Raw genomic sequence first — 12,287 nt, 5'->3', positions numbered from 1 at the left:
CAGAGCCGGGGCCCATCTCTCCGAGGCGTTCGGGCGGCGTGGGTCCCGGGCTCTGCGCAGCAACGCCGAGGGCGTTGCAGCGCGTCCGGGACACGAGAGTTACCTACGACGACGCCAGCTTCGGCCGGCCGTAGATCGCATCCGCGCGCTTTTCGAACGCGCTCGAAAACCGCGCGAAGGCGGCGTCGAACATCGAGCCCATCAGCAGCGCCAGCATGCGGCTCTTGAATTCGTAAGACAGGAAGAAACCGACGTCGCAAACGCCCTCACCTTTGGGCTCGAACGTCCAGCGGTTTTCCAGGTTGCTGAAAGGACCTTGGAGATATTCGACCAGGATCTTCTGATTGGCGCGGTCGAGGCTCACGCGGCTGGTGAAGGATTCCTTGACCAGCTTGAACGAGACCGTCATGTCGGCGACCAGCACCTCGGTGCCATCAGGCTTGGCCATGCGCTGGCGCACCTTCAGCGCGCTGCAGAGCGGCACGAATTCCGGGTAGCGCTCGACGTCGGCGACCAGATCGAACATCTCGGAGGCGCTGTGATTGACACGGCGCTTGCTCGAAAATTTGGGCATGGCGGTTCAGCGGGCGGTTGCGGCCCGCGCGGCCCTCAGTCTCGCAAAATCCTCGCCGGCATGATGCGACGAGCGGGTGAGCGGGCTCGCCGACACCATCAGGAAGCCCTTGGTGTAGGCGACCTTCTCGTAAGAGGCGAACTCGTCCGGCGGCACGTAGCGCATCACGGCGTGGTGCTTGCGGGTCGGCTGCAGGTACTGGCCGATGGTCAGGAAATCGACCTCGGCGGAGCGCAGATCGTCCATCACCTGCTGCACCTCGTGGCGCTCCTCGCCGAGGCCGACCATGATGCCGGACTTGGTGAAGATGGTGGGATCGAGCTCCTTGACCCGCTGCAACAGCCGGATCGAATGGAAATAGCGCGCGCCCGGCCGCACCGTGAGATAGCGCGACGGCACGGTCTCGAGATTGTGGTTGAAGACGTCGGGCTTGGCGGCAACGACCACCTCGAGCGCCCCCTCCTTGCGCAGGAAGTCCGGCGTCAGGATCTCGATCGTGGTCGAGGGGCACGCCGCCCGGATCGCGCGGATGGTCTGGGCAAAATGCTCGGCGCCGCCGTCAGCGAGATCGTCGCGGTCCACGGAGGTGATGACGACATGGGCAAGGCCGAGCTTGGCGGTCGCCTCGGCGACGTTCTCAGGCTCGGCTGCATCCAGCGCATTGGGCAGGCCGGTCTTGACGTTGCAGAAGGCGCAGGCGCGGGTGCAGGTGTCACCCATGATCATGAAGGTGGCGTGCTTTTTGTCCCAGCACTCGCCGATGTTCGGGCAGCCCGCTTCCTCGCACACCGTGTGCAGGCCGTTGGCGCGCACGATGTTGCGGGTCTCGCCGTAGCCGCGGGTATTGGGCGCGCGCACGCGGATCCAGTCCGGCTTCGGCGGCGAAGCGGAGTCAGGGCGATTCACCTTTTCGGGGTGGCGCGGGCGCAGCGGGTTCGTGATGGTATCGACAATAACGACCATGGGGTGTCCGGTCTGTTCAGGTCCTACCTAGTCGGTCTCGCCACGCATCGCAACCCGGCTCGCGCCGCTTCAGGGAACATGGCAGATATGGGCAATATCTTGCTCTGTTCTCAGGCGATTCTCACCTCGAATGGCTCCAGTATCGAAGACTTCCACACCGCGGCTCGGCAAGGTTCTGAAGCGGGCCTTTTTCAACCGCGACGTCCGCGAGGTCGCCCGGGACCTGATCGGTGCCACCATGCTGGTCGACGGCGTCGGCGGCCTCATTGTCGAGGTCGAGGCCTATCATCATACCGAGCCGGCGGCGCACTCCTACAACGGGCCGACGCCGCGGAACCAGGTGATGTTCGGCCCGCCCGGCTATGCCTATGTCTATCGCTCCTACGGCATCCACTGGTGCGTGAACTTCGTCTGCGAGGAGGAAGGCTCGGCCAGCGCCGTGCTGATCCGCGCGCTGGAGCCGACGCACGGGATCGCCGTCATGCGCCGCCGGCGTCACCTCCAGGATGCGCACGCGCTGTGCTCGGGTCCGGGCAAGCTGACCGAGGCGCTCGGCATCACCATCGCGCACAACACGCTGCCGCTGGACCGGTCTCCGATCGCGCTGCATGCGAGGACCGAGGAGTTGGAGGTGGTTGCCGGCATCCGGATCGGCATCACCAAGGCCGTCGAGCTGCCCTGGCGCTATGGCGTCAGGGGCTCGAAGTTTTTGAGCAAGCCGTTCCCGAAATAGCGTCTCAGGACGCCTGCTTCAGCCGCTCCAGCGCCTCGAGCAGCTTGGCCTTGCGCGCCAGCGCGGTCTCGCGCTTTTCGCGCTCCTCCTCGACGACCTCCTCGGCCGCGTTGGCGACGAATTTTTCGTTCGCGAGCTTGGACTCGGCGCGCTTGATGTCGGCGTCGGCCTTGCCGATCTCCTTGTCGAGACGCGTGCGCTCGGCGGCGACGTCGATCACGCCCTTGAGCGGCAGCGCGGCCACCTCGCCGCGGACGAGCAGCTGAACCGCTCCGTCGGGCGCGCGATCGGCGAAGGAGATGTCCGACAGCCGCGCCATGCGCTTGATGACGTCGGTCCAGCGCGGCGCGCGCTCCCTGGTTTCGGCGGAAGCGCCGACGAGCACCAGCGCCGTCAGCGTCGCCGGCGGAATGTTCATCTCGGCACGCACCGAACGGATCTGCGTGATCAGGTCGATCACCCAGCCGATCTCGGCTTCCGCCTTGGGATCGGTGAAGTCCGCGTGGTCGAAGATCGGCATGACCAGCATCGGCGACATCAGCGGTTCGGTCGGTCCGGCCGCTGCGGCGAGGATTGCGAGCTGCTCCGGGGTCGGCTCGGCCGGCTTCAGCGGCCATTGCGCCAATGCGAGCAGACCGTCGCGCTTGGCCGTCACCTCCCACAGCTCTTCTGTGATGAAAGGCATGAAGGGGTGCAGCAGCTTCAGGATCTCGTCGCGCGCCCAGGCGACCATGGCGCGGGTCTCGTCCTTGGCGGGGCTGTCGGGGCCCAGCAGCACGGGCTTGGCGAGCTCGACATACCAGTCGCAATAGACGTTCCAGACGAAGCGATAGATCGCGCCGGCGGCATCGTTGAAGCGATAGGCCTCGATCGCCTCGGTCACCTCACGCGTGGTGTGCGCGCTCTCATGCGCGATCCAGCGGTTCAGCGTCTCCTTGGCCTTCGCCGGCTCGAAACCCTCGGGCACGGCGCAATGGTTCATCTCGGCGAAGCGGGACGCATTCCAGAGCTTGGTCGCGAAATTGCGGTAGCCTTCGACGCGGCTGGTGGCGAGCTTGATGTCGCGGCCCTGCGCCGCCATCGCGGCCAGCGTGAAACGCAGCGCGTCGGCGCCGTATTCGTCGATCAGGTTGAGCGGATCGATGACGTTGCCCTTCGACTTCGACATCTTGGCGCCCTTCTCGTCGCGGACGAGGGCGTGGATGTAGATGGTCGAGAACGGCACCTCCTTCATGAAGTGCAGGCCCATCATCATCATGCGGGCGACCCAGAAGAAGATGATGTCGAAGCCGGTCACCAGCGCATTGGTCGGGTAATAGCGCTGCACCTCGGGCGCATCCTCGGGCCAGCCGAGCGTCGAGAACGGCCACAGCGCCGAGGAGAACCAGGTGTCGAGCACGTCCTCGTCGCGCGTGATGAAGCCCTCGCGCTTGTTGCGGTCGAGCGCCATCTCGCGGCCCTGCTCGGCCGTGATGACTTCCTGCTCGACGTAGTAGCCGAGCGCGTGGCTGACGGCCTCCTCCTCGGTCTCGGCGACGAACACCTTGCCGTCAGGTCCGTACCAGGCCGGGATCTGGTGACCCCACCAGAGCTGGCGCGAGATGCACCAGGGCTGGATGTTCTCCATCCACTCGAAATAGGTCTTTTCCCAGTTTTTCGGCACGAACGACGTCTCGCCCGAACGCACCGCCGCGATCGCGGGCTTTGCCAGCGTCTTGGCGTCGACGTACCACTGGTCAGTCAAATACGGCTCGATCACGCTGTTGGAGCGATCGCCGTGCGGGACCATGTGGGTGTGCGGCTCGATCCGCTCGACGAAGCCGAACGATTCCAGCCGCTCGACGATGCGCTTGCGCGCGGCGAAGCGGTCGACCTTGTGGAATTCCTCGGCGAACTGTCCGGCGCCTTCCGGCAGGTCGCGCAGATAGTCCTCGTTGTCGACGAGATCGAGACAGCCTTCCCTGTCGATCACGCTGATCCGGCGCAGGCCGTGGCGATTGCCGACCTCGAAGTCGTTGAAGTCGTGCGCCGGCGTCACCTTGACCGCACCCGAGCCCTTCTCGGGATCGGAATAATCGTCGGCGACGATCTGGATCTTGCGGCCCACCAGCGGCAGGATCACGTTCTTGCCGACCAGCTTCAGGTAGCGCTCATCCTCGGGATGCACGGCAACGCCGGTATCGCCGAGCATGGTCTCGGGGCGCGTGGTGGCGACGACGATGAAGCTCGAGGGATCCTCAGGGCTGAATGTCTTGCCCTCGATCGGATAGCGCAGATACCAGAGATGGCCCTTCACCTCGGTCTGCTGCACTTCGAGATCGGAGATCGCGGTCAGCAGCTTGGTGTCCCAGTTCACCAGCCGCTTGTCCTTGTAGATCAGGCCGTCGCGGTGCAGCTCGACGAACACCTTGACGACGGCCTTCGACAGGCCCTCGTCCATGGTGAAGCGTTCGCGCGACCAGTCGCAGGAGGCGCCGAGCCGCTTGAGCTGGTTGATGATGGTGTCGCCGCTCTCGGCCTTCCACTGCCAGACGCGCTCGAGAAACTTCTCGCGGCCCATCTCGCGGCGGCCGGGCTGCTGGCGCTCCATCAGCTGCCGCTCGACCACCATCTGGGTGGCGATGCCGGCATGGTCCGTGCCGGGCTGCCACAGCACGTCGCGGCCGCGCATGCGCTCGAACCGGCACAGGATGTCCTGCAGCGTGTTGTTGAGGGCGTGGCCCATGTGCAGCGAGCCCGTCACGTTCGGCGGCGGGATCACGATGGTAAAGGGCACGGCGTCGCGGCGGTCGGGGCGGCCGGCCTTGAAGGCAAGGCTGTCCTCCCACACCACGGACATGCGGGCTTCGATATCGGCGGGCTGGTAATTTTTCTCGATCATGGGGCTGTTAGAAAGCCGCGTGTGCGGGTCAAGTCAACGGGAAGCTCAGCGGCAAAGGCTTTCCAGCCCGGTCCGCAGACCGAATATGCCACAGGAGCAGGGCTTTATCGGGGCCGCACGACCGTCTCAGCGGCCACCGCGCGAGACCCGCTCGATTTCGGCCTTCACGATGCGTTCAACGAGCCCCGGCAAATTGTCGTCGAGCCAGGATTTCAGCATCGGACGCAGCATCTCCTTGACCAGATCCTCCAGCGTCCGTGCATTGCTGCTGAGCACCGTATGGGCCAGGGAGTTGAAGGCGGATTCGACCGCCGAGACCGTCGACTGCGCGAGCATGGGCTGCTGCGGCGGCAGCGGCGGGGCATCGAAGTCCACCGGCGCGTAGGACGACGGCGGGGTCGGACGCGGCGGCGGCGATTCGGCGAATTCGAGATCGTCGCGCGGCTCGACCTTGCGGAAGCTCGGCGGCGGCGGAGGCGGCGTCGGGTCCATCGCCATCTCGTCGGTCAATTCGAGCACGTCGGGCTCAGGCTCGGGCTCCGGCTCGGGCTCGCGGACCTCCGGCGCAGGTGTTGCCGTATCGAGCCCCGCCAGCAGCGCGTCGATATCGTCCTGGTTATTGGATGCATCCGCCGCAGGTGCAGGCGGTGCGGCCGGTGCTGGCTTTGCGGCAGGGGGTGGCGCGGGCTTTTCAGCGGCAGGCTTGGCAGGGGCAACCTTGGAGGGCGGAATGTCGTTCATCGCCTGCGGCTTGGGTGCGGGCGCTGCAGGAGCTGGCGCCGGCTTTGCAGCCTCAGCCGGCGGCGGCTTGGCCTCATCGTCGGCAATGATGCGCCGGATCGAGGCCAGAATCTCCTCCATCGAGGGTTCTGTGACCTTTGCAGGCTGCGTCATCTCCGACTCCACATCATCAACGCCCTCGCATGCGTTGTTTTACACCAAGCACGACAGGATTGGCCGGTTCCGGATGGGTGGCCCGACATTTTCGTCGCGGCAGCCCGACTTGTCCCCAGATCACGGCTCAACGTGCAGCGGTGCGCCCCTGCCCCCGGCACTCAAGCTTTACGCATACGGCATCACTGCGAGGCGAATCGACCCGCATCGTCTTGGCAAGGCTATGTCAGGGATTTTGGTGATTGCAAGCAAAGCGCCGGTCGGCCTCGGCAATTCACGAGGCCGACCGGACGAGTACGGGAATCAGCGCCCGTCAGGCGTACGCACGCCGGCCCAGCTATCGCGGACCTGATGGTAGTGAACGCTGGGATCATAAACCGTCGTCCCAAGGCCGAGGACCTGCGGCGCCAGACGGCCGACGGCGGCGAGGACGTTGTACGATGCGACGACACGGTCGTGCTGCGCGGTCACGAGCGCGACGCGCGCATTGACCAGCGCTTGCTGCGCGTTGAGCACGTCGAGCGTGGTGCGCTGACCGGCCTTTGCCTCTTCACGCACGCCGTTCAGCGCGATCTCGGACGCCGTCACCTGCGCTTGCGCCGATTGCACCTGCGCCTTGCCGGCCTGCAGCGAACCCCACCACTGCACGACGGTCGCGCGGGTCTGATCCCGCGTGTTTTCGAGGTTGAGACGTTGCTGCGCCAGGTTTTCCTTGGACTGGCGGATCAGCGAATATTCGGAACCGCCCTGATAGATCGGCACCGAGATCTGCGCGAGCGCGGAAGCGCTGAGCGAGCGGTACTGAATCAAAGATTGTTCGTAGGCCTGGGTCACGCCCGCCTGCAGGGTGACCGTGGGCAGCAGAGCGCCCTCGGCAACCTTGACCTGCAAGAAATTGACGTCAATGCCGAACATCGCGGCCGTGACGTTCGGATGCTCGACGAGGCCGAGCTCGACCGCGGCAGCGAGCGTCGCGGGCAGAAAACGATCCACCGGCGAGCCGGGTGCCAGATTCGTCGGCTCGTTGCCGATGATGCGACGGAAGTTCGCGCGCGTCGTGGTGAGATTTGCTTCCGCGGTCAGGGCCTGCGTCCTGCCAGCCGCCAGCTGTGCTTCCGATTGCGCAACGTCGGTGCGTGTCACCTCGCCGACATTGAAGCGGTCACGGGTCTGCTTGAGCGTCTGCTCGAGCACCCGCACGTTGCTGCGCTGGACTTCGAGCGTCGCCGCGTCGCGCAGATAATCCATGTAGGTCGTGGCGGCCTGGAGCAGCACGGTTTGATCGAGGCTGCGCAGCGCTTCGCGGGAGCCGGAAACCTGACTCTCCGCGGCGCGCGTTCTGTTGGCGGTCTGGTTGCCGTTGTAGAGCGTCTGGGTGGCAGTCAGTCCCACGCTTCGGGGATAGCCCTTACCGTTAATCGGATCGCTGTTGGTGGCACTTTTGAAGTCCGAGTACTGAATGCCCCCGCTCGCCGTCAGCGAGACCTTCGGGCGATATCCCGACAGCGCCTGCGGCACGTTTTCATCAGTCGAGCGCACCTGGGCGCGCTGTGCGTTGAGCTGTGGATTGTTCTGATAGGCGCGCACCAGCGCGGACTCGATCGTGTCCGCCAAGGCAGGCGTCGGCCCGGCAAGCGCGAGCAGCAGGACCGAAACCGCAGCTCCGGTGAAGAGCTTCACCCCATGCATCCCAAAAATTCCGTTCATTCTAACGCCCGGCTCGTGCCCGCGAGCTGGGTTACCGTCTACGAGTGGAGTCGTTGCCCCGCCGCAACATAAGACGCGGTCAAGCGCGACGGAACTACCTGAGGGTAGTTCTCGGTGGAAACTCTTCACGTGCAGCATCCCGGCCACACTTCTGATTCAGAACGGGATTTTATCGCGTTTTAGGCGTCAGAAGACGAAGGCGGCCGCCCGCTCCAGCCCGGGAAGGACCGGAGCGGCAGCGTCGAACAGGGCCCGATGGCCGAATTCACCATGGGTATGGGTCACGATTATGGCGCGCGGCGGCCTGGATTCGGCCGACACCCCCACCAGACGCCCGCCCTCCTTCAGCTGCCCGAGTAGCGCTTCCGGGGTCACCTCAGTCGCGCCATTGAGGATGATCACGTCATAGGGAGCGGCGGACGGATCGCCGTCGGCGCAGGCCGCAGCCTTGCAGGTGACGTTGGCAAGGTTCAGGGCGGCCTTGGCTTTCGCGGCCAAAGCCGAATCGCATTCGGTGGCGGTGACCTGGCCGGCCAGCTTGGCGGTCAGCGCGGCGAGGTAACCCGTGGCGCAACCGACCACCAGCACGTTGTCGCCCTCGCCGATCTCGGCGGCCTGGAGCAGCTTGCCGGTCAGCTGCGGCTTGATCAGGAACCGCTTTGCAGCGCCTTCGCTCACGTCGAGATCGAGATCGAGATAGGCCAGCGCCTGCCGGTCGGCCGGCACGAAGGCCTCGCGTGGAACCGTGAGCATGGCATCGAGAACACGACGATCGGTGACGTCATTGGTGCGCACCTGGCCATCGACCATTTTGAGGCGCGCGGTCGAGAAACCGGACATTTGCGGACCCTGCAAGGCGGACGATGCCGCGGACGAAATTCGCGGCATCTTTGGAGCATGCACGGCCAAAACGCAACACGGCCGTTAGCCTGCGCAGCTAGGGCATCCGCATGTTACCGCATCAGGGTCGGGACGGATTATTCGATGGCCACCGCGAGGCGGCCGATGAGAGCGGCGACTTCGTCCAGCCGCGCCGAATCGGGCGTCTCGACCGCACGCGCCAGACAGGCGAGGCATTCGTCGTCGCTGAGCTCGGGAATGTCGGCCGGCAGAATCGAGGGGGCCATATGGTCGACCTGGATGTCTGGCATGGGAATCAGCTCCGTTGAGATCCGGCAAACCCGAGGCTCGATTTCAATTGAGTCGATTTGGCGCCACCCGCATGGCGTGACGGCGCCCATGCACACATCTGCTTGAGGATGATTCCGGGCAAGAATCTATGGATGCGCGGCTCAGAGAGCAAGACAACGACGTCGCGCGCTACATGAGGGCGCGGCCATAAATCATTGAATCTGCGGCAGAATTTGGCTCCCCGGGCTGGATTCGAACCAGCGACCATCCGATTAACAGTCGGATGCTCTACCGCTGAGCTACCGAGGAAAAGGCGAACCAGTCGTTCGCGCGCGGCTGCGTATAACAAAGCCGCTTGCGCTTGCAAAGGACGAATTCGTCATCATCCGCAATGCGCCGGAGGAAGGCTGGGACGCCCCCTCCTCCGGGCCGTGTCGGCCAAACGCTACTCGGCGAGGAACGAGGTGGTCTTGGTGCCGGGATCGTAGCGCAGCCGAAGCGCGGTCATCTTGCAGAGGTTGACGTTTTTCCAGAGCACGGCTTCGTCGTAGTTCTGCCAGTCGACGCGGATGTTCCAGACGCAGCCCTCGTCGTCCTCGTCGAACTCGACATAGGTGCTGGCCTGGTTCTGCAAAACCTTCTCGAGTTCATTGTCCCATTCGTCCAGGCCATCGTCCGGCGCGTTGAAGCCCAGGAATTTGATGGCATAGCCGGTCTCGTTGACGACGGTGACGTTGCGGGCATCGGCCGCGAACGAGGGCATGGCGGCGATCGAAAGGCCGATCGCGATCAGTCCAGACAGAAAATATTTCATATGAAATTCCCCGATCGAAACAGGCTTCAGCGCCTGGCGTCGATCGGCGCAGGCGCCGCGGCAACCAATGTCGTTGCCTTGGAAGGTTCGTCCGGAGTGCGATCGAAGGTTCAAGACGATCGATCGTCACTCCGGCACGTTGCGCGACGCGAGACGCGCTCAGCCTGTTTATCGATTCGAATTCTCCGCAGCAATGAACGGGCATTCATAGATCGGCGGTGTTCGTCTTCTCCGGTGCCGGAGCCGGCACGGCGGCGCCGTTGCTCTTCCCCGTCACGGCGCCGACCAGCGCCTTCACGGGATCGTCGTCGGGCGCAAAGCCGCTCTGGCGCAGGATCTCGTCGATCATCGGACGCAGCGCATGCACCTTGAGGAGTTCGCCGGCGAGTCCCTCGCCGAAGCCGACATTGCCTCCACCGGCGCCGTTGCCGCCGAAGGCGCCGCCGGTGTGCAGGATACGGACGTCCTTGAGGTTGGCGATCGGCTTGACCATCTCGGCCAGCGCCGACGGCATCGTCTCGATCCGCTTCTTGGCGATCTCGAAGTCGATGACGTTGCTGCCGAGCTTGTTCTGCGCCTCGTTCTTCATGGTGATGACGGCAGCTTCCGCCTCACCGATGTTGCGCACGCCGACGGCCTTGATCTTGTTGGACTCGGCTTCGGCCGTGGCCAGCGTCTTCACGGCCTCGGCGCGATCGAGCGAGGCCTTCTTCTCGGCTTCGGCCGCGACGATCAGCTCCGTCGATTTGCGCTCGGCCTCGGTCCGCGCGGCCAGCACCTGGGTGAGACGGGCGCGATCGGCGACCTCGACCGCGCGTGCGGTCACGACTTTTTCCTCCGCGGAGACCGCGATCGCTTCGGCGGTCTTGGCCTCGGCGACGGCTTCAGAGGTCTGCTTGCTCTTGGAGGCGATCTGGATCTCGTTCTCCTGCGTCGCGATCTGGATCTCGCGCTGGGCGTCGGTCTTGCGCTTGTTGATCGCCAGATCCGATTCGATCACCGCGGTTTCCTTGACCTGCTTGGCGCCGGCTTCCTTCTCGGCAACGGCACGGTCGGTATCGATGCGGGCATTCTCCTCGGTGAGGCGCGCGGTCTGCGTCGCGGTTGCGACCTCGGCGCGGGTGCTCGCGGTCTTGTTGGCGATGTCGCGCTCCTGCGACAGCTCGGCTTCCTTCTTGGTGCGCTCGATGCCGAGGGTCTGCTGCCGCGCCTCGAGGTCCTTCTGGGCGATCGCCACCTCGTTGTCGCGCACGATGGCGTTGCGGTCGCGCCGGCGCGTCTCGGTGACGGTCTTGAGCTGGGTGAGACCTTCTGCGTCGAAGAAGTTCTCCGGGTTGAAGAACTTGACGTCGGTCTGGTCGAGCTTCGTGAGCGACACGGATTCAAGTTCGAGGCCGTTGGATTTGACGTCGGATTCGACTGTCGCCTGCACATGTTTGACGAAGTCCGAGCGCTTCTCCTGGAGCTCGAGGATGCTCATGGTCGCCGCCACCGAGCGCAGGCCGTCGACGAATTTGGCCTCGACCTGGTTGCGCAGGGCCTCGGCGTCATTGGTCAGCGCGCCCAGCGTCTGGCTTGCAAGCGCGATACTCTCATCGTCGGGGCGGACGCGCACGTAGAATTCGGCGACGATGTCGACGCGCAGCCGGTCCTTGGTGATGAGGGATTCCCGCTCCTTGCGTTCCACCGTGAGCCGCAGCGTCTTCAGATTGACGCTGGCATAGGAGTGGAAGATCGGCAGGATCATGGCGCCGCCGTCCAGCACGACCTTCTTGCCGCCGAGGCCGGTGCGCACGAAAGCCTCGTCGCGGGTGGCGCGCTTGTAGAGGATGGTGAAGACGATCCCCAGGACGACGATCAGCGCGACGCCGATCATGGCCGGGACTGCGATGTCGAACATGATGTTCTCCGATGATGACTTGCTAGCTGTTTAGAGTGGGCTTGGAAGGTTTGAGTTCATCGTCGGCCTTGACCGCCACGAAGCGGGTGCCGTCGCGGTCGACCAGCAGGACCATGGTTCCCTGTGGCAGGGGCGATGACGCCGGCGCCGCAACTGCCCAGACGAAATGGCGGTTGCCGTGGACGTCGGCGACGCTGACGCGGCCGGGCGGCCCCTGGTCGAGCGGGCCGATGACGACCTCACCGATGCGGCCGACGAGATCCCCGAGGCCAACGGCATAGCTTTCATCCCTGGGAATGGCCCGCGCGATCGCCCTGCTCGCAGCGCGGACCAGCGGAACCGAGACCGCGACGGCCCCGACCGAGGCGAGCGTTGCCGGCAAGGGCCCCGCAACCATTCGCGCGATGTCCTGGATCAGGAAGCCGGTGATGGAGAAGGCGCCGAGCAGCAGCAGCAGGAAGATCAGAAGCGGCACGCCGCCGACATTGATCCAGGAAATGGCGTTGATCACGCCATTGTCGCTGGGGTGAGCGAAATCGATGTTGGTGCCGAGCATTTCGCTCAAGGAAGCCCCGACCAGCATCGAGACCACTTCGATCGAGCCGACGATGAGGATCATGGCCGCCGCGATCGCGAACGGCCTGACCTCTGGCGACATGACGTGTTCGAGCAGAGCGCTCATGACACGGT

General features: G+C 64.8%; 11 protein-coding genes and 1 tRNA gene. 1 reads left to right on the top strand and 11 read right to left on the bottom strand.

All coding sequences use genetic code 11. The features are described from left to right. Positions 1–103: 103 nt before the first annotated feature. Positions 104–574, bottom strand: a complete 471-nt coding sequence (locus XH81_RS38010; RefSeq protein WP_028144690.1) for a type II toxin-antitoxin system RatA family toxin — start codon at positions 572–574, stop codon at positions 104–106. 6 nt (positions 575–580) lie between these two features. Beyond that, a complete protein-coding gene (lipA, locus tag XH81_RS38005; protein ID WP_028144691.1) occupies positions 581–1,537 on the bottom strand; it encodes a lipoyl synthase in 957 nt (318 codons plus the stop codon). A 130-nt stretch (positions 1,538–1,667) separates the two neighbouring features. Between lipA and XH81_RS38000 the strand changes: the two genes are divergently transcribed. Continuing rightward, positions 1,668–2,270: a DNA-3-methyladenine glycosylase gene (locus XH81_RS38000; protein WP_038946739.1), complete on the top strand. Its 603-nt coding sequence runs from the start codon at positions 1,668–1,670 to the stop codon at positions 2,268–2,270. A gap of 4 nt (positions 2,271–2,274) precedes the next feature. Here XH81_RS38000 and XH81_RS37995 read toward each other — a convergent pair whose 3' ends face one another. From XH81_RS37995 to XH81_RS37955, 9 genes are all read right to left on the bottom strand, one after another. Beyond that, positions 2,275–5,151, bottom strand: a complete 2,877-nt coding sequence (locus XH81_RS37995) for a valine--tRNA ligase (protein WP_095424173.1) — start codon at positions 5,149–5,151, stop codon at positions 2,275–2,277. Positions 5,152–5,277: 126 nt separating this feature from the next. Next, positions 5,278–6,045, bottom strand: a complete 768-nt coding sequence (locus XH81_RS37990; protein ID WP_271596812.1) for a PopZ family protein — start codon at positions 6,043–6,045, stop codon at positions 5,278–5,280. Between the two features lie 303 nt (positions 6,046–6,348). Beyond that, positions 6,349–7,734: a TolC family outer membrane protein gene (locus XH81_RS37985; RefSeq protein ID WP_028144695.1), complete on the bottom strand. Its 1,386-nt coding sequence runs from the start codon at positions 7,732–7,734 to the stop codon at positions 6,349–6,351. Between the two features lie 204 nt (positions 7,735–7,938). Beyond that, positions 7,939–8,592 carry a protein-L-isoaspartate O-methyltransferase family protein gene (locus XH81_RS37980; protein WP_038946736.1) on the bottom strand — a complete coding sequence of 218 codons (654 nt, stop codon included), beginning with the start codon at positions 8,590–8,592 and terminating at the stop codon, positions 7,939–7,941. A gap of 137 nt (positions 8,593–8,729) precedes the next feature. Then, positions 8,730–8,903, bottom strand: coding sequence for a hypothetical protein (locus XH81_RS37975; RefSeq protein WP_018320416.1), 174 nt, complete (start codon positions 8,901–8,903; stop codon positions 8,730–8,732). Positions 8,904–9,117: 214 nt separating this feature from the next. Beyond that, a tRNA-Asn gene (locus XH81_RS37970) sits at positions 9,118–9,192 on the bottom strand. 136 nt (positions 9,193–9,328) lie between these two features. Beyond that, complete coding sequence (locus XH81_RS37965) at positions 9,329–9,697, bottom strand: hypothetical protein (protein WP_028144697.1); 369 nt, start codon at positions 9,695–9,697, stop codon at positions 9,329–9,331. A 205-nt stretch (positions 9,698–9,902) separates the two neighbouring features. Next, entirely contained in the window at positions 9,903–11,597 is a 1,695-nt protein-coding gene (locus XH81_RS37960) for a flotillin family protein (protein ID WP_028144698.1), read from the bottom strand. A gap of 22 nt (positions 11,598–11,619) precedes the next feature. Further along, a complete protein-coding gene (locus XH81_RS37955; RefSeq protein WP_028144699.1) occupies positions 11,620–12,279 on the bottom strand; it encodes an OB-fold-containig protein in 660 nt (219 codons plus the stop codon). Between the last annotated feature and the right edge of the window lie 8 nt (positions 12,280–12,287).

Origin of the sequence: Bradyrhizobium sp. CCBAU 25360, from assembly GCF_028128695.1 — a bacterium.
In the GTDB taxonomy this organism is placed as follows: domain Bacteria; phylum Pseudomonadota; class Alphaproteobacteria; order Rhizobiales; family Xanthobacteraceae; genus Bradyrhizobium; species Bradyrhizobium ottawaense.
Note: the sequence above shows the minus strand (reverse complement) of the source record. Positions and strands in the feature narration are given on the sequence as shown.

Coding starts and splice junctions, on each gene's coding strand:
- XH81_RS38010 (WP_028144690.1), bottom strand. CDS start 574: ATGCCCAAATTTTCGAGCAAGCGCCGTGTCAATCACAGCGCCTCCGAG.
- lipA (WP_028144691.1), bottom strand. CDS start 1,537: ATGGTCGTTATTGTCGATACCATCACGAACCCGCTGCGCCCGCGCCAC.
- XH81_RS38000 (WP_038946739.1), top strand. CDS start 1,668: ATGGCTCCAGTATCGAAGACTTCCACACCGCGGCTCGGCAAGGTTCTG.
- XH81_RS37995 (WP_095424173.1), bottom strand. CDS start 5,151: ATGATCGAGAAAAATTACCAGCCCGCCGATATCGAAGCCCGCATGTCC.
- XH81_RS37990 (WP_271596812.1), bottom strand. CDS start 6,045: ATGACGCAGCCTGCAAAGGTCACAGAACCCTCGATGGAGGAGATTCTG.
- XH81_RS37985 (WP_028144695.1), bottom strand. CDS start 7,734: ATGCATGGGGTGAAGCTCTTCACCGGAGCTGCGGTTTCGGTCCTGCTG.
- XH81_RS37980 (WP_038946736.1), bottom strand. CDS start 8,592: ATGTCCGGTTTCTCGACCGCGCGCCTCAAAATGGTCGATGGCCAGGTG.
- XH81_RS37975 (WP_018320416.1), bottom strand. CDS start 8,903: ATGCCAGACATCCAGGTCGACCATATGGCCCCCTCGATTCTGCCGGCC.
- XH81_RS37965 (WP_028144697.1), bottom strand. CDS start 9,697: ATGAAATATTTTCTGTCTGGACTGATCGCGATCGGCCTTTCGATCGCC.
- XH81_RS37960 (WP_028144698.1), bottom strand. CDS start 11,597: ATGTTCGACATCGCAGTCCCGGCCATGATCGGCGTCGCGCTGATCGTC.
- XH81_RS37955 (WP_028144699.1), bottom strand. CDS start 12,279: ATGAGCGCTCTGCTCGAACACGTCATGTCGCCAGAGGTCAGGCCGTTC.